The organism is Thermomonas paludicola, assembly GCF_024498955.1.
Lineage (GTDB): Bacteria > Pseudomonadota > Gammaproteobacteria > Xanthomonadales > Xanthomonadaceae > Thermomonas > Thermomonas paludicola.
This window is the reverse complement of record NZ_CP093311.1, coordinates 1697829-1712106: the sequence shown is the minus strand read 5'-3', so window position 1 is coordinate 1712106 and position 14278 is coordinate 1697829. Positions and strand designations below refer to the sequence as shown.

Below are 14278 nucleotides of genomic sequence, written 5' to 3'. Positions count from 1 at the left end.
GTCGCGTGGATTGATGGACAGGCTTGTCGATGCACCCCTGCCGGAGGATTCGGGCAGGGGTGTTTCGTTGCAGGACATCCGCAGCAGCATTTCCCGGGATCTGGAGGGGCTGCTCAATACGCGATCGGAAGGGGCTCGCCTGATTCCCGATACGTTCAAGGAATGCCGGGCGTCGTCGCTGACGTACGGCATCCTCGATTTTTCGTCCTACAGCCTGCTCAGTCCACAGGATCGCGATCGCATCCGGCGCTCGCTGGAGCAGGCGATCAGCTTGCATGAAAGCCGCCTGACCAGGGTTCGCGTCACCCTGGATCCGCAGCGTGAACTGGATCGCGCGCTGCGCTTCCGCGTGGATGCGTTGATGGTGCTGGGCCCGGACAACGAGAAGGTGCAGTTCGACGCCGTGCTCCAGCTCAACACCCAGGCGTATGTGGTGCGCTGACGGGTACCTTGCAGGGGTTCAGTCGAACGCCCGCCCTTCTCCGGCTTCTTCGTGGGTGACCCCGTCGCGAATATGGTAGATGCGCCGGAAGGTGGGGATGATCTTCTCGTCGTGGGTGACTACGATCACCGCAGTGTGGAAGCGCTTGGCCATTTCATTCAATAGCCGGATGACGGCCAGTGCGCGTTGGGAGTCCAGCGGCGCGGTCGGCTCGTCGGCCAGGATGATCGGTGGCCGGTTGACCAGCCCGCGGGCAATCGCCACGCGCTGCTGCTCGCCGCCGGAGAGCTGTGCCGGCATCGCCCTGGCGCGGTGTTGCACGTCCAGTGCGGTCAGCAGGTCCAATGCGCGCGTGCGCGCTTCGTCGTTGGGCATCCCGGCCAGCATCGGCAGCAGCGCCACGTTGTCGGTGACGTCCAGGAACGGAATCAGATACGGCGCCTGGAACACGAAGCCGATTTTGTCGCGGCGCAGCGCGCGCAGATCGCGCACGTTCCAGCGATTGTCGAAAATCACCTCGTCGCCCAGCACCATGCGCCCCGCCGTGGGGTCGATCACCGCGCCCAGGCATTTCAGCAGGGTGCTCTTGCCGGAGCCCGACGGCCCCACCAGGCCCACCACTTCGCCGGGGGCCACGTGCATATTGACGTCCTTCAACGCAAGGACAGCGGTATCGCCCTCGCCGTAGCGTTTGCTCAGCCCCTCGATGCGGATGCCTTTGCCTGCCACCGTCATCCTCCAATCGCTTCGGCCGGGTCCACCTTCAGCGCCATGCGGATGGCAACCAGGCTGGACAGCACGCACAGCACCAGCACTGCAACGAAGCCAAGCGCCGCATCCTGCGGGATCAGCAGGACGTATTTCGGGAACAACGGGGCGGCGAAGGTGGCGGTGATTTTTCCGACAACGAAGCCGATCACGCCCAGCACCAGCGCCTGTTGCAGGATCATCCATGCAATGGTGCGGTTGCGCGTGCCGATCAGTTTGAGCACTGCGATCTCGCGGATCTTGTCCATGGTCAACGTGTAGATGATGAACGCCACGATTGCCGCGCTGACCGCAGCCAGCACGATCAGGAACATGCCGATCTGCTTGGCCGATGTGGCAATCAGCTTGCCGATCAGGATGGCCTCCATCTGCGTGCGGTCGTACACGGTGACGCGCTTCCAGCGCCGGATCGGTTCGGCCACTTCGTCTGCGCTTGCGCCAGGCGTGGTTCGCACCAGCACGGCGTTGACGGCCGTGTTGCTGGTTTGCGAGGTATTGACGGCGTCCACAAGGCCCGGGACGCCCGGGCGGTTGAAGGCGGGGTTGGCGTCCGTGCGGCGGCGCTGCATCAGGATCGCATCATTATCCTTGAGGAACTGCGCTTCCTGCGCGTCCTTCAGGGGGACGAACACCATCGGGTCGCCGCTGGACGACACCATGCGCCGGGTCAGGCCCACCACGGTGTAGTGGTTGCGGCGGATCTTGAGCGTATCGCCCAGCCGAAAACCGCTGGCGATATCGGCCACTGCTTCGTAGTGGCTGTGGGTGACGTGCCGGCCAGCCAGCAGCTGCGGCGGCCAGCCGGGCATGCCGGGGCCGCCGCTGGCAATACCGACCACCATGGCGCGCACGTCGCGCTGGCCTTGGCGCACCTGCATGGTGAGGTAGGTGATATTGGCCGCCTGCGCCACTCCCGGCATGATGCGAATGCTGCGCCACAGGTCATCGGGAAGGCTGGACGATTCGGCGTACGGGCCCAGCGTGTCTTGTTGCACCACCCAAAGATCGGCACCGCTGTTGTCCAGCAGCGCCTTGCCGTCATCCACCATCCCGCGATACACCCCTGCCATGGTCAGGGTGACGCCGATCAGCAGCCCCAGGCCGATCCCGGTGAACAGGAACTTGCCCCAGGCATGCAGGATGTCGCGGCCGGCGAGGTTGATCATGGCGACGCCTTGGCAAGGCGTTCGACGATATGGATGCGGCTTGTCGCGGTCAGGGTTCGCTCGCTGTAGAGCACGATGCGGTCGCCGACGTTCAGTCCGCTGTTGATCTGCACGCGGCCGTCGAGATCTGCGCGCCCCAACGTGACCGGAATGAATGCAAGGTCGCCGTTGGTCAGCTTCCACACCCCGCGTTGCCCGTTGAGGGTGCGGATGGCGGCATTGGGGAGGGTGGCGGTGGCGGGCAGTGCGGGCAGTTGCACGGTCACTTCGGCCAACTCGCCCAGCGGTGGCAGCGGCAAGGGCGCGACGGCGAACGCGATCTTGGCGCGCGTCTCCTCGGTCACCGCATCGGCCAGCGGTTCGAGCCGCAGCACGCGGCCGTTCACGGCGCGGTCGCGACTTGAGCGCAGCACGATGCGCGAGGGCAGCCCGGCTTCCAGCCCGTTTGCGCTGATCTGGTCGAAACGGGCATCCACCCACAGGCTGGCGGGATCGATGAGTTCAACCACCGCCTGTCCGGCCACCAGCGTCGTACCCGGATCGGCATTGCGCGCCACCACCAGCCCGTCCACCGGCGCGATCAATTCCAGATTGCCGCGTTGCGCGCGCAGGGCGTCATGTTCCGCACGCATCCGGCGAACGTCTTCCTGTGCTGCGCCCAGCGCCGCATTGGCAACGGCCAGTTCCTGCTTGCGCGCGGCGGCGGTTTCCTCGCTGATCATGCGTGCGGCCAAGAGTTGGTCGTAGCGATAGGCCTGCGACTGGGCAAACACCTGCCGGGCCTGCGCTTGCTGTCGTGCGGCTTGCGCGCTCTGGATGGCGGCCTGCTGCGCCCCCATGCGCTGGTCCAGGTCCACCGGCTCCATTTCGCCCAGCACTTGTCCAGCCTTGACCGCATCGCCCACCTGCACATCCAGGCGACGCACGCGTCCGGCATAGGTGGGGCCGATTTTGTAGGTGTAGCGCGCCTGCACGGTGCCGATGCCGAACAGGGCGGGCGCGATGCGGCGGGATTCCACCGTCGTCGTGGTCACGTCCAGTGGCGCCATCGGGCCAGCGCGCAGCACGACATACGCAAACAGCAGCGCCAGCGGGACGATCGCGGCAATCAGTGTCAGCGTGCTGCGCTGAAGGTGGGGAAACTTCATGGCATGCTCCCGATGCCGCGGCGATAGATGGCGAAGACCCCGGGCGCGTCGCGGCCCATCCGGGCCACATCGCCGGCAAGAAGCGACTGCATCACCAGTCCCTGCACGCTGCCGATGAACAGGGTTGCGGCGGCAGGCACGTCCAGTGCCTGATCCAGCGCGCCCTGCGCCTTGCCGGCGTCCAGCAGCAGCTGCAGGCGCTGGCCATAGCCGTGGATCAGGGTTTGCACCATCTTTTTTGGCAAGGTCTCGCCGGGCCGCTGCAACTCGCCGAACATCATCCGCGGCACGCCGGGATGGCGGGTCACGAAGTCGATGTGCGCCGTGAAGACCGCCTCCAGTGCTGCCAGCGGTGTGCCGGCGGTGCGCGCGGCCTCGTCCAGGCGCGCCAACAGCCGTTCGGCCACCCATGCCATGACCGCCTCCAGAATGGCGTCCTTGTTGGGAAAGTGGCGGAACAGCGCGCCCTGGGTCAGGCCCATGCGTTGGGCAATGGCGGCGGTGGTGATGTCACTGGGGTTCTGTTCGGCGGCCAGTTCGACCACGGTCTCCACGGTGACGGCGCGGCGTTCGTCGGCGGGCAAGTATTTCAGGGGGCGGCGCATGGTGTCCATAAAAGATAGTAACCAATTACTATCATACGGGAACTGGCCGCACGTGCAACTGGGGCAGCGGTCTGGGCGGGTGGTGGTCGAGCCTCCGGTCGCCACACCCGCCTCGGTCTTCAGTCTCCCGGATCGTCCGATGGGCCTCGCGTTGCGAACACCGTGGCCAGCATCGCCTCGCGCAGCCGCTCCGGCGCGACCGGCTTGAACAGCACGGGAATACGGTTGGCAGTGAGTTCGCCAATGCGCTCCGGGCGGGTTTCCCCGGTCACGATCAGCCGCGCGAACCCCGGCGATTGCGGGTCAAGGCGATAGCGCTGGCAAATGGCGCGCAGGACGTCCGGGCCAGTGAGCCCTTCGCCCAGATGCAGGTCGCTGATGACGAGGTCGGGCGGCGTGAACCAGTCCTCCAGTTGCGCCCGTGCGCTGTCGATGTCATGCGCCGTCCGCACGATGCACCCCCATTCCAGCAGCAGTGAGTGCAGGCCGTTGAGAATGCTGGGCTCATCGTCGATGGCCAGCACGCGCAAGCCGCTGATATCCAGCGGAGCATCGACGTGATCGCTGGAACGCAGGGCACCTGCTTCGCATGCGGGCAGGCGCAGCGAAACCACGGTGCCACGCCCCGGTCTGGAGGCAAGGCTGACCTTGCAACCCACCAGATCCGCCAGCTTGCGCACGGTTGCAAGACCAAGCCCCAACCCGCGCTTGCGTTCGCCGGCCGGGGTTGCGGGCTGTGGAACCTGATAGAACTCCTCGAAAATCCGCTGCTGATGCTCGACAGCGATGCCGCAACCGGTGTCGCAGACATCAATCCGCACGGTTCCCGCCGGCTGCTGGCGAACGCCCACCAGCACGCCACCTTCGTTGGTATAGCGCAGGGCATTGCTGACCAGATTGTTGAGGATGCGCGCCAGCATGGTGCGGTCGCAATGCACCCAGGCCTCGGTCTTGCGCACGACCAGCCGCAGCGCGCGCGATTCCGCCAACATGCGGAAATTGCGGCTGACTTCATCGAACACATCGTCCAGCCGGACATCGGCGGGGATCGCGCGCATCGCCCCGGTTTCCAGCCGGGACAAATCCAGCAACTCCGAAAACAGCTGGTCCAGCGAGGCGACGCATTCCTGGATATGCGTTGCCCGGGTGATTTTTTCAGGATCGGTCTCGCCCGCCCGCAAGGTGGACGAAAACAGGGTCAGGGCATACAGCGGCTGCCGCAGGTCGTGGCTGGCCGCCGCCAGCAACCGTGAGCGGGACTGGCTGGCGGCTTCCAGCTTCAGGTTTTTCTCGGCCAGCTCGATGCTGGCGCGGCCCAGCTCGCTCTGCATGCGGTTGCGGGAACTGGCCAGCGTGTTCGATGCATCGTTGATGCCTTTGCGCAGGCGCCCCAGCGCGCTGGAGGGCCGGTCGTGATGCAGGTGCACCGTCTCGCCACGCCCCAGACGTTCCACTGCTTCGGTCAGCTCCAGGATTGGGCGGACGAAGCGCATGGCGATGCCCCAGCTCCCGGCGACCACCAGCGCCAGCGCAGCCAGCATCAGCAACCCGGTGGGCCACAGTGCCTCCGGAAAACCGGCACCGGGACGAACAATTCCCAGCTGCCAAGCCGCGAACGCCAGCACACAAAACGCGGCGGCGATCACCAGCAGCAGCGGCAGCATGACCAGCAACATCCACTGCTTCAACAGCGATGCACGGTCAGGCCGGGCGAGCGTCGGGGCGGTTGGACGGAGCGGGGCTGCCTGCACGCGAAATCCCTGATGGCGGTTGCTGGGAACAACGCAAGCCGACACTGCGGTGGGCCATGTGGGGGGCAGGTCACAACAAAAAACCGGCTTGCGCCGGTTTCGTGTAACAGCTTGATTCCATTGGTCGGGGAGACAGGATTCGAACATGCGACCTCTACGTCCCGAACCAGTTTTAGGGGGTAAGTGAATCAATGGGTTGCGCGTTAAGTGTCTGATTTAAAAGGTTGCGTAATTACGCCAAGTTTCGCGTTATAGTCCGTTTCGCAGTTACCCCGCAGTTACGGAACGTATGAAGCTCGCAAAAAAGCTATCGCCGGCCATCGTGGAAGCCGCCAAGCCGGAGGCTGTCCCCTATCGGCTCTGGGACACGGTTGTCCCGCAGCTGCATCTGAGGGTGCAGCCGTCCGGCGTGAAAAGTTGGAACGTCCAGTGGAGCCGCACGAGTAGCCGCTCGCTGGGCAAGTGGCCTGGCGTGACGGTCGAGTCCGCACGCGTGAAGGCGAAAGCGGCCCTAGTCGAGACGGACACCCACGGCGCACCGGTGGCGGTCATCGAGGCGAACAAGCCCGACCATGAGAAACCCATCACGCTGCGCGAGTTCATCGATGCCCACTACGCGCCCTGGGCGAAGGAGCACCAGAAGGCCGGGCAGGCGACTGTAGATGCGCTCGAGCCCGTGTTCGGCAGCCTGTACGACCGCGAGCTGCGCACGATATCCGCGTTTGACATCGAGCGGATCAAGTCGGCGCGGCTGCGCAAAGGCAGGAAGCCGGCGACGGTGAATCGCGACCTTGACCGGATTCGCGGCGTCCTGTCGCGCGCGGTGGACTGGCAGTTCCTGCAGGAGCATCCCCTGCGCACCGTGAAGCGCGCGAAGGGTGGCGACGATAACCGGGTGCGCTACTTGACGGCCGACGAAGCGAAGCGGCTCAGGGAAGCGCTGGCGGCGCGAGAGACGGATCGGAGGGGGAGCGGGGCGCGGCACAATGCCTGGCACGCCGCACGCGGCAGCGAGGGGCACCCGCAGTGGCCGGAAGATGGCTTCACTGACCACCTCATGCCGATGGTGCTGCTGGCCCTGAATACCGGCCTGAGGCGTGGGGAAATTTTCTCGCTGGACTGGCGAAGCGTGAGCCTTGATCGTGCGATGGTGACTGTCGAGGCAGGCAACGCCAAGAGCCGCAAGGCGCGGCACGTGCCGTTGAATGCCGAGGCGCTGGACGTGTTGACCCGGTGGGGCGCGCAGCGCGGCATGGCGGGGCTTGTGTTTCCTTCACCCGATGGTGGGCGGCTAACCAATATCAACAAGTCATGGGACGGCATCGTCACCTCCGCAGAGCTGTCCGACTTCCGATTCCACGACCTGCGCCACGACTTCGCATCGAAGCTCGTCATGGCCGGCGTCGACTTGAACACGGTGCGCGAGCTGCTGGGACACGCGGATATCGCGATGACCCTGCGCTATGCGCACTTGGCACCCGACAAGCTGGCCGATGCGGTCGCGCGGATCGGGCTACAGAAACCGGCGAAGGCCGGCAAACGGCGGGCCGGCTGATACGAGCAGCCGACCCGCCCACCACACCGCGACTACAAAGGAGTCGAGACATGGCAAGTGAAATGGTAACCCTACCCGCCGAGGCGATCCCGCACATTCGGCGGATGCTTGTGGTGGGCCTGCATTCCTATGGCGAATGCGACCGGATCAGACAGGAAGCAAGGGCAGCGGAAGGCATGGGGCAAGCCGTCGACCCGCAGCTCACGCCCGCGATGTTGAGTGCCGAGTATGAAACGGCTGCGTTCGCTGAGGCGCTGTCTTGGCTTGACTATGCCGAGCCCGTCGCGGAGGCCGCAGCATGAGCATTGATCGCGACGAATACCTGCGCCGCGTGAAGCGTGCATCGGCTGACCTGGTGAATGCTGCCAAGCCGGACACCCTGGACGCAGCCGACGCGCTGTACAACGATCTGGCCGACCTGCGTGCAATGCTGATTTGCGTGACCGGCGAGGGAATGCAGGGGTTCGCCACGCTGGCGGATGACGTGCAAGAGAACTACCTGTTCGCGATGCAGCGTCGCGTCGATTCGGCAATGGTCGGCTTGCGTGCACTGACCGCCGGCATGCGGAAGCCGACATGAGTGCCGTCGTTCGGTTCCCCATCGAGCGCCGGCTTCCGGCTGAGGCCGCACACCTCGCCGATGCCGTGGCGCAGATCATCGCGCGCGCTGGCAGCGCCTGCGATCAAGTGCAGCTGCTGCGGATGGCGCGGGCATTCGTGGATCAAAGCCCGGAGGATCGGGAGCTGCTGCGCCGCGCGCGGGAGAAGATCGCCAAGCTTCCGAGAAGGTCCCGCACATGACCCGGAAGCGATCATCGGAGAGCCCCCCCGCTGAGGCGGGGGCAGTGCCCGCAGGCTGGGGATTTGCTGTGGCGAAGCCAGCGGAGCCAGTGCAGGCGCGTAGCGGGCCGCTTTACCAATTCCAACCTGGCACGTTTAAGGCGGATGACCCTGCGGACGTATTTCAGCAAACGCTCATGCAGACCGCCGCGGGCGAAATCCGCCGGCAACTGGACATGTTCGAAGACTCGGGAAGAGCGGCGCACCTGTGGCGAGCATGGCGCACTGCCCGAGCAATTGACCCTATGCCCCCTGCGTTCCTTGAGTGGATCGCACCCTATCTAGACAAGCTGTCCGAGGTCGCAAAAGAGTCGGACAAGCGGGTTAGCCAGCGCGAAACCCGAGACCTTGCTGTGCGTGAGTACTACCTCCTGACGGAGATGGCCGAAGCTCCGAAGTTCCCCGCCTGGAAGCGCACACAGGGGGCGATCTTGGAGATGGTGGCATCGCATCACGGCACCACGGGCGGAACGGTTCGGCAGTGGGTTGTCGAGCACGAGCGGGGCCGCTGTAGCGAATAAGGGGCGTTTCCCTACAGGCGCCCATCCCCCAGACCCTACGCATACCGCCGCGAAACAACGCGGCCTAACAGGAGCGTAGGACGTGGAACCTTTGAAGCTGTCGATGCAAGCCGTTGCCGATGCGACCGGCGAATCCATGCCGAGCATCTATTGCGCGATCAATGCGGGGCACCTGGATACGTTCCTTGTTGGCCGCCGCCGCTTCGCGCGCCCCGATGCCGTGCGCAAGTGGATTGATTTCCTGGAGGCCAAGAGCCAGGAGGGGATGCCTGTCGTGTATCGCCCCCGCGCCAATGAAAGGAAGGCCGCCGCATGAGCGCCGCGACCGACCACATCGCCGCCCTGGCGCGGCTCTACGGCCCCACGGCGGAGGAATACCGCCGGGCGCTCCCCGAGCACGGCGAGAGCGTGCACGCGCAGCTGTGCGAGCTGGCGACGCGTCCGAGCCTGGAGCGATGCGATACCGCGATCCGCAACCTGCAGGGCCTTGTGAACGTGCTGGCCCGGTATCGCGAGAGGCTGCAGCAGGAGGGCGCCCATGAGTGACCAAACGAAAAACCCCGCCGGGGCGAACCGGCAGGGCTTGCGCAAGCTGGCAGGCGAGGCGCGGGCACACATTACCACGGCGCTACCGCTCCTGCTGCTGATCGTCGCGCTGATCGTCCACGCCGCGCGCGAGCTGGGAGGTGCCGCATGATGCCCCTGGACCTGATCCTGCCGCGTTTGAAGGGCGTTCGCCGGAATGGCGAAGGCTACCGGGCCGACTGCCCTGCTGGGCACAGGCACGCGCGCGGCTCGCTGGCACTGTCGCAGGCTGAAGATGGCCGGGTGCTCTTGCATTGCTTCGCCTGCGACGGCATTGCGCCGGTGCTGGACGCGCTGGGCCTGAACCTGGCCGACCTGTACCCCGAACGGCTGGCGCCGGCCACGCCGGAAGCACGACGCGCAGCGCGGGAAGCATTCAAGCGGTCGGCATGGGCGGCGGCACTGGGCGTCCTTGCTCGCGAGGCGCTGCTGCTGCATGTCGCAGTGCGCGACCTGCGCGCGGCTGGCGTGTTCGACGGCGAGGATGCCGACCGGCTGGTGCTCGCGGAGTCGCGCATCGCCCAAGCGCGGGAGGTGCTGGCATGACCGCCCTGCCCGCTTCCGTCCGAAGCCTGGAGGAACGCGCCGAGCGCGAGGTGGCGCTGCTGGATCGGATCGCCGCACCCGCTCGCCCCGAAAGGCCCGAAGCCGTCCGCACCATCTTCGAGCCCGTCGATCTGGCGGGGCTGGAGCATTCCACGTACACCCCCGCGCACTACGCCGTCGCCGGCTTGATCCCCCGCCGTCACGTCACGCTGCTGGGCGGGCACGGCGGCATGGGGAAATCCATGCTGGCGCTGGTACTCGCGGCGCATGTCGTGTGCGGGCGGGAATGGGCGGGGCTGCCTACTGACATGGGGCGCGTCCTGTTCGTTTCGCTGGAGGATGAGGGCGCTTTGGTGCGGTCGCGCCTGCGGCATATTGCGCGCGCCTACTGCCTGCGAACGGACTGGCTGGAAGATGGCCTGCAAGTCCTGGACGGCTCGAGTTCCGACGCTGCCCTGGCAATCGAGTCCAGCGAGTTCGGCGTGCGCACCGTGATTCCTACGGCGGCGATGGAAGCGCTACGCGACGCGGTGAAGTCGGAAGAGTTCGCGCTCATCGTGATCGACAACGCATCGGATGCGTTCGCAGGCGATGAGAATTCGCGCCGGCAGGTTCGATTGTTCATCCGCTGGCTCAACAGCATCGCGCGCGCAGCCGATGCGGCGATCCTGCTGGCAGCGCACATCGACAAGAGCGCAGCCCGCAACGGCGCGGCGGGCAACAGCTATAGCGGATCCACGGCTTGGCATAACAGCGTGCGTTCGCGCCTGGCGCTGGTAGATGACGCCGGCCCGATTCTTCACCACGAAAAGGCGAACCTGACCCGGCGGCATGATCCGATCCGCCTGGCATTCGATGCGCACGGCGTACTGATGCCGGCGACGCTGGCAGGCAACACAGAGGCAGATGACCGACCCGCGATCCTCGCAGCGATGCGGCAGGCAATCGAACACGGCACCGACGTCACCGCGGCAATGTCTGGCCCGGTTCAAGCCTGCAACGCTCTGGGCCCGTACCTGCCGGATGAGCTGGCCGGCAACAAGGACGCCAAGCGCAGGATCAATCGCGCGCTGAAACAGCTGCTGACCGACGGCGATCTTGTCATCGAGACGTTCCAGAACAGCCATCGCCACAGTCGGAAGCGGCTCGCACTGGCGCAGCCAGGCCCTGCCGATGCGCTGAAGGAGGCTGCATGAATGCGCGCCACACACCCCCCCTTATACCCCCCTGCGCACTGACGCACGCGCACTGGCGCGGCGCCGATGCGTTAGTGCAGCACTGACGCACGACTGACGCAGCACTGACGCACTGACGCACCGCGAACCTGCGCTGAGGGAACCCCGATGACCGACGACGAACGCGCCAGCGATGGCGTGGCAGGAGGCTCTACGCCTGCTGGCCTGCTGCGGGAGCTACTCGAACGATGCGCTGCCGGCGAGGTGACGCACGCGGATGCTGCCCGGCTGTTGTGTGTGCGGAAGGCGGACATCGGCGCATTGGTGGGCTGGGAGGAATTCGATTCTCTGGCGCACGCACTGGCGCGCCGTGTCTTGGCCGCCGCGTTCCGCAGTTGCTTCCCCTGGACGGATTGGCGACTGGCGGTCGCCAACCGCCAGCCGCCTGCACTACTGACCGATGACCTGTGGAGGCCAGGCCCGCCGGCGCCGGTGCGAATCATCATTCGGGAACCAGCGCATGCCCAACCTGCTAGCCTGAAGAAATGACGGGCGGCCAGCGATGGCGGCCCGTTTGCTTTGGCAGGGGGAGGGGCACCCCGAATATCACGAGCGTTCCCCGCCCAGATCGCGCGCCCCGCCGAATTGAGCTAAACCGGAGGTTTCCAGCATGGCCCGTGACCGCAAAGAACTCATTGCCGTGACGTGGAAAAAGCCGTCGCTGCGGTGCGGTCATTGCGGCGAGCCGATGCCGTGGCCGATGACCGGGCAGGCCAAGCGCTACTGCGGCGACCGATGCAGGCAGCGCGCCTGCCGTGAGAGGAAATCCGAATCGCTCGCCTAGTGCGGGCATAGACCGCACCCGCATGGGTGCACACGCAAGCCGAATCAAAGCAGCCGAGCGCCGGCTGGCCGGCTCAACGGGATGTTGAGTCGAAGCCAACGGACGCGCCGCAGGCAGCCGCCAACGGGAAGTTGGCAGGCGCGCGCGGAGAGGGCACCAACGGGACGTTGGCCAGGTGCGATGCCGAGGCAGCAATCCAACCTGAGGGACACACGATGAACGAATCGAACGTTGCACAAGTGATTGATGGGCTCGCCGTGGGCTTTGAGGAATTCAAGGCCGCGAACGAGGAAAAGCTGGCGGCGCTGCAGCGGCGCATGGATGAGGACGAGAAGCGGCGCAACCGCCCCGGCGCGCTCAACAGCATGATGGAGAAGGGCGACGCCTTGGAGAGCGAGGCGGCCGACGATGCGCCCGGCTACACCGTGTTGACCAAATCGACGCTGGCCAGCCGCAGTGCGATCGCGCAGCGCCTGGGCCTGCATGCCGGCGGCAACCCCTACGGCGAGGCGCCGGAAGGCGTGAAGATGGGCGACTTCCTGCGCGCGATTTCCGGCGGCGTTGCCCCGGACCACGTCAAATCGCTGGTAATCGGTACGGACTCGCTGGGCGGCTACGCGGTGCCGGATGTCTTGTTGCCTGGCATTCTGAGCGCGCTGGCCCCGTCGAGCTCGCTGTTGTCGGCGGGCGCCAACCTGGTGATGGTGGACGGGACGGCCGGCAAGAGCTTCAACATTGCCGGGGTCCACTCCATCCCCACGGCCGCGTGGCGCAATGAAAACGGCGCGGTTGCGGAGAGCGATCCGGCGTTCCGTGCGGTGGAAATCACGCCTCGCTCCTTGTCCTTCCAGTTCCGGGTCAGCCGTGAATTGTTGCAGGATGCACCGGGCGTCGAGATGGCGCTCAACGTGGCCATCGGCCAGGCGTTCGCGAAGGAGATGGATCGCGCCGGCCTGCGTGGCAGCGGCACCGCCCCGGAGATTCGCGGCCTGCTGAATACCGTCGGCGTCCACGTCGTGGAAAGCGGCGCTGATGGTGCGGCGTTGACGAACTACGCCAAGTTCATCGAGGCTGCGCGGAAGATCAAGGAAGCCAATGCGCCGGCACCGACCGCGGTCATCATGTCCCCGCGCGAGGATGAAAGCGTGGCGCTGTTCGCCGACACCACCGGCCAGCCGCTGCGTCGCCCGGATGCGCTCGCAAACTGGCAGTTCCTGACCAGCTCGCAGATCCCCACCAACCTGACCGTTGGCACCTCCACGGACTGCGCCGAGGCCTACCTGGGCGACTTCACGCGGCTCGCGTTCTTCGTGCGCGAGGGCGTCAGCGTCCAGGTGGTCAGCGAGCTGTTCGCCGGCACCGGACAGATCGCCTTCATCTGCCATGCGCGCCTGGATGTTGCGCCGCTGTACCCGCAGGCGTTCGCGGTGATCAAGGGCGTCCGCTGATGCTCTGGCGGTAGGCGCGGCCGGGCCGCTGGAGCGGTGCGCAACCCCGACCGCGACGGGTAAGCCTGCCCGTTTGGGAAAACGGCACTGTTCCCGCCAGGGATGGCGGGAGCTTTCAAGAGATCGCAGAGGGCTGGCCTGCGGGCTGGCCCGGTAGTGTTTCGGGCGCGTGATAGGCCGCAAGGGTGCGCCTGAGTTCCTCCCCTTGCGGAACCGGATCAGCCGTCGAGTGCCGGCTCCAGAAAACCACGGCAGCAGGCGCGTGGGCCCCTGAGAAGGGCGCATGCGTGAGCCTGCAGCGCCAGCCGCGCGAGCTGCTGGCAGCCCGCGTCCGGGCAATCCGGCGCCGGGCCCGAGTCCCCGCCACGGGCAACCTGGCGGGGGCTTTCTTCCGCGTCGCACGTCGAATCGAAACGCCCACTGCCGCCGCTGTGAATCCTGCCCAGCTCGGAAGACAGGGGCAGGGGCACCCTCAATACCTGCCGCCCCGAATCACGGAAACCGCCCGCCCCCGCACGCGCGAGAATTTTTCGGGGCCGGGTAATCAAATCAGCAAATGACCCTGAAGGCTCTGCGCGCGCGGCCATCGCTCGGTGCCGACCTCATCTGCCGATGCCCACTGCCGCCGGAACGTGCACTTGACCCCAGCGGCCGACTGCTACGCGAGAGGGGTACGCGACGGGGACGGACAAGGGACGGGGACAAGACGGGGACAAGACGGGGACGGACATGCGCACGTCGCGTGTACGAGTCGAGCACGAATCGTGCTCCAGGGCCTGCCGGCGAACGTTCGGAGAGTGCGGGCGATGCGCTGGCGCGGGCTTGACGCATCGGCGCCGAAACCCAGCAGAAACCCAGCAGAAACCCAGTGGGTTTTCGCAAGC

General features: G+C 66.1%; 19 protein-coding genes. 14 read left to right on the top strand and 5 right to left on the bottom strand.

Annotated elements, in window-relative coordinates:
• Nucleotides 1-13: 13 nt before the first annotated feature.
• Entirely contained in the window at nt 14-442 is a 429-nt protein-coding gene (gene tssE, locus LIW09_RS08010) for a type VI secretion system baseplate subunit TssE (RefSeq protein ID WP_256645127.1), read from the top strand.
• Between the two features lie 18 nt (nt 443-460).
• Here tssE and LIW09_RS08005 read toward each other — a convergent pair whose 3' ends face one another.
• The 5 genes from LIW09_RS08005 to LIW09_RS07985 all read right to left on the bottom strand — a co-directional run bounded on the left by LIW09_RS08005 (nt 461) and on the right by LIW09_RS07985 (nt 5805).
• Nucleotides 461-1177, bottom strand: coding sequence for an ABC transporter ATP-binding protein (locus LIW09_RS08005; RefSeq protein ID WP_256645126.1), 717 nt, complete (start codon nt 1175-1177; stop codon nt 461-463).
• The gene (locus LIW09_RS08000; protein ID WP_256645125.1) at nt 1174-2376 is read right to left on the bottom strand and encodes an ABC transporter permease; all 1203 of its coding nucleotides are present in this window, start codon (nt 2374-2376) and stop codon (nt 1174-1176) included. The genes LIW09_RS08005 and LIW09_RS08000 overlap by 4 nt, the downstream gene beginning before the upstream one ends.
• Nucleotides 2373-3524 carry an efflux RND transporter periplasmic adaptor subunit gene (locus LIW09_RS07995; protein ID WP_256645124.1) on the bottom strand — a complete coding sequence of 384 codons (1152 nt, stop codon included), beginning with the start codon at nt 3522-3524 and terminating at the stop codon, nt 2373-2375. The genes LIW09_RS08000 and LIW09_RS07995 overlap by 4 nt, the downstream gene beginning before the upstream one ends.
• Nucleotides 3521-4129, bottom strand: a complete 609-nt coding sequence (locus LIW09_RS07990; RefSeq protein ID WP_425507875.1) for a TetR/AcrR family transcriptional regulator — start codon at nt 4127-4129, stop codon at nt 3521-3523. Before LIW09_RS07990 ends, LIW09_RS07995 begins: the two co-directional genes overlap by 4 nt.
• A 119-nt stretch (nt 4130-4248) precedes the next feature.
• Complete coding sequence (locus LIW09_RS07985) at nt 4249-5805, bottom strand: ATP-binding response regulator (RefSeq protein ID WP_256645122.1); 1557 nt, start codon at nt 5803-5805, stop codon at nt 4249-4251.
• A gap of 364 nt (nt 5806-6169) precedes the next feature.
• On the opposite strand from LIW09_RS07985, the gene LIW09_RS07980 reads away from it, so the two are divergent.
• The 13 genes from LIW09_RS07980 to LIW09_RS07920 all read left to right on the top strand — a co-directional run bounded on the left by LIW09_RS07980 (nt 6170) and on the right by LIW09_RS07920 (nt 13394).
• Nucleotides 6170-7435 carry a site-specific integrase gene (locus LIW09_RS07980; RefSeq protein ID WP_256645121.1) on the top strand — a complete coding sequence of 422 codons (1266 nt, stop codon included), beginning with the start codon at nt 6170-6172 and terminating at the stop codon, nt 7433-7435.
• A gap of 50 nt (nt 7436-7485) precedes the next feature.
• A complete protein-coding gene (locus tag LIW09_RS07975; protein WP_256645120.1) occupies nt 7486-7737 on the top strand; it encodes a hypothetical protein in 252 nt (83 codons plus the stop codon).
• A complete protein-coding gene (locus LIW09_RS07970) occupies nt 7734-8015 on the top strand; it encodes a hypothetical protein (protein WP_256645119.1) in 282 nt (93 codons plus the stop codon). The genes LIW09_RS07975 and LIW09_RS07970 overlap by 4 nt, the downstream gene beginning before the upstream one ends.
• Entirely contained in the window at nt 8012-8236 is a 225-nt protein-coding gene (locus tag LIW09_RS07965; protein WP_256645118.1) for a hypothetical protein, read from the top strand. The genes LIW09_RS07970 and LIW09_RS07965 overlap by 4 nt, the downstream gene beginning before the upstream one ends.
• Nucleotides 8237-8412: 176 nt before the next feature.
• A complete protein-coding gene (locus LIW09_RS07960) occupies nt 8413-8796 on the top strand; it encodes a hypothetical protein (protein ID WP_256645117.1) in 384 nt (127 codons plus the stop codon).
• A 103-nt stretch (nt 8797-8899) separates the two neighbouring features.
• A complete protein-coding gene (locus LIW09_RS07955) occupies nt 8900-9112 on the top strand; it encodes a hypothetical protein (RefSeq protein WP_256645116.1) in 213 nt (70 codons plus the stop codon).
• Complete coding sequence (locus LIW09_RS07950) at nt 9109-9342, top strand: hypothetical protein (RefSeq protein ID WP_256645115.1); 234 nt, start codon at nt 9109-9111, stop codon at nt 9340-9342. The genes LIW09_RS07955 and LIW09_RS07950 overlap by 4 nt, the downstream gene beginning before the upstream one ends.
• A complete protein-coding gene (locus tag LIW09_RS07945; RefSeq protein WP_256645114.1) occupies nt 9335-9493 on the top strand; it encodes a hypothetical protein in 159 nt (52 codons plus the stop codon). The genes LIW09_RS07950 and LIW09_RS07945 overlap by 8 nt, the downstream gene beginning before the upstream one ends.
• A complete protein-coding gene (locus LIW09_RS07940) occupies nt 9490-9927 on the top strand; it encodes a hypothetical protein (RefSeq protein ID WP_256645113.1) in 438 nt (145 codons plus the stop codon). The genes LIW09_RS07945 and LIW09_RS07940 overlap by 4 nt, the downstream gene beginning before the upstream one ends.
• Nucleotides 9924-11123: an AAA family ATPase gene (locus LIW09_RS07935; protein WP_256645112.1), complete on the top strand. Its 1200-nt coding sequence runs from the start codon at nt 9924-9926 to the stop codon at nt 11121-11123. The genes LIW09_RS07940 and LIW09_RS07935 overlap by 4 nt, the downstream gene beginning before the upstream one ends.
• Before the next feature lie 147 nt (nt 11124-11270).
• Nucleotides 11271-11651, top strand: coding sequence for a hypothetical protein (locus LIW09_RS07930; protein ID WP_256645111.1), 381 nt, complete (start codon nt 11271-11273; stop codon nt 11649-11651).
• A gap of 121 nt (nt 11652-11772) precedes the next feature.
• The gene (locus LIW09_RS07925; RefSeq protein ID WP_256645110.1) at nt 11773-11946 is read left to right on the top strand and encodes a hypothetical protein; all 174 of its coding nucleotides are present in this window, start codon (nt 11773-11775) and stop codon (nt 11944-11946) included.
• A 26-nt stretch (nt 11947-11972) separates the two neighbouring features.
• Nucleotides 11973-13394, top strand: coding sequence for a phage major capsid protein (locus LIW09_RS07920; protein ID WP_256645109.1), 1422 nt, complete (start codon nt 11973-11975; stop codon nt 13392-13394).
• Nucleotides 13395-14278: the final 884 nt, after the last annotated feature.

Bases quoted from the DNA above. Each gene is read 5' to 3' on its own strand.
- tssE (WP_256645127.1), top strand. From the start codon at position 14: ATGGACAGGCTTGTCGATGCACCCCTGCCGGAGGATTCGGGCAGGGGT.
- LIW09_RS08005 (WP_256645126.1), bottom strand. From the start codon at position 1,177: ATGACGGTGGCAGGCAAAGGCATCCGCATCGAGGGGCTGAGCAAACGC.
- LIW09_RS08000 (WP_256645125.1), bottom strand. From the start codon at position 2,376: ATGATCAACCTCGCCGGCCGCGACATCCTGCATGCCTGGGGCAAGTTC.
- LIW09_RS07995 (WP_256645124.1), bottom strand. From the start codon at position 3,524: ATGAAGTTTCCCCACCTTCAGCGCAGCACGCTGACACTGATTGCCGCG.
- LIW09_RS07990 (WP_425507875.1), bottom strand. From the start codon at position 4,129: ATGCGCCGCCCCCTGAAATACTTGCCCGCCGACGAACGCCGCGCCGTC.
- LIW09_RS07985 (WP_256645122.1), bottom strand. From the start codon at position 5,805: ATGTTGCTGGTCATGCTGCCGCTGCTGCTGGTGATCGCCGCCGCGTTT.
- LIW09_RS07980 (WP_256645121.1), top strand. From the start codon at position 6,170: ATGAAGCTCGCAAAAAAGCTATCGCCGGCCATCGTGGAAGCCGCCAAG.
- LIW09_RS07975 (WP_256645120.1), top strand. From the start codon at position 7,486: ATGGCAAGTGAAATGGTAACCCTACCCGCCGAGGCGATCCCGCACATT.
- LIW09_RS07970 (WP_256645119.1), top strand. From the start codon at position 7,734: ATGAGCATTGATCGCGACGAATACCTGCGCCGCGTGAAGCGTGCATCG.
- LIW09_RS07965 (WP_256645118.1), top strand. From the start codon at position 8,012: ATGAGTGCCGTCGTTCGGTTCCCCATCGAGCGCCGGCTTCCGGCTGAG.
- LIW09_RS07960 (WP_256645117.1), top strand. From the start codon at position 8,413: ATGCAGACCGCCGCGGGCGAAATCCGCCGGCAACTGGACATGTTCGAA.
- LIW09_RS07955 (WP_256645116.1), top strand. From the start codon at position 8,900: ATGCAAGCCGTTGCCGATGCGACCGGCGAATCCATGCCGAGCATCTAT.
- LIW09_RS07950 (WP_256645115.1), top strand. From the start codon at position 9,109: ATGAGCGCCGCGACCGACCACATCGCCGCCCTGGCGCGGCTCTACGGC.
- LIW09_RS07945 (WP_256645114.1), top strand. From the start codon at position 9,335: ATGAGTGACCAAACGAAAAACCCCGCCGGGGCGAACCGGCAGGGCTTG.
- LIW09_RS07940 (WP_256645113.1), top strand. From the start codon at position 9,490: ATGATGCCCCTGGACCTGATCCTGCCGCGTTTGAAGGGCGTTCGCCGG.
- LIW09_RS07935 (WP_256645112.1), top strand. From the start codon at position 9,924: ATGACCGCCCTGCCCGCTTCCGTCCGAAGCCTGGAGGAACGCGCCGAG.
- LIW09_RS07930 (WP_256645111.1), top strand. From the start codon at position 11,271: ATGACCGACGACGAACGCGCCAGCGATGGCGTGGCAGGAGGCTCTACG.
- LIW09_RS07925 (WP_256645110.1), top strand. From the start codon at position 11,773: ATGGCCCGTGACCGCAAAGAACTCATTGCCGTGACGTGGAAAAAGCCG.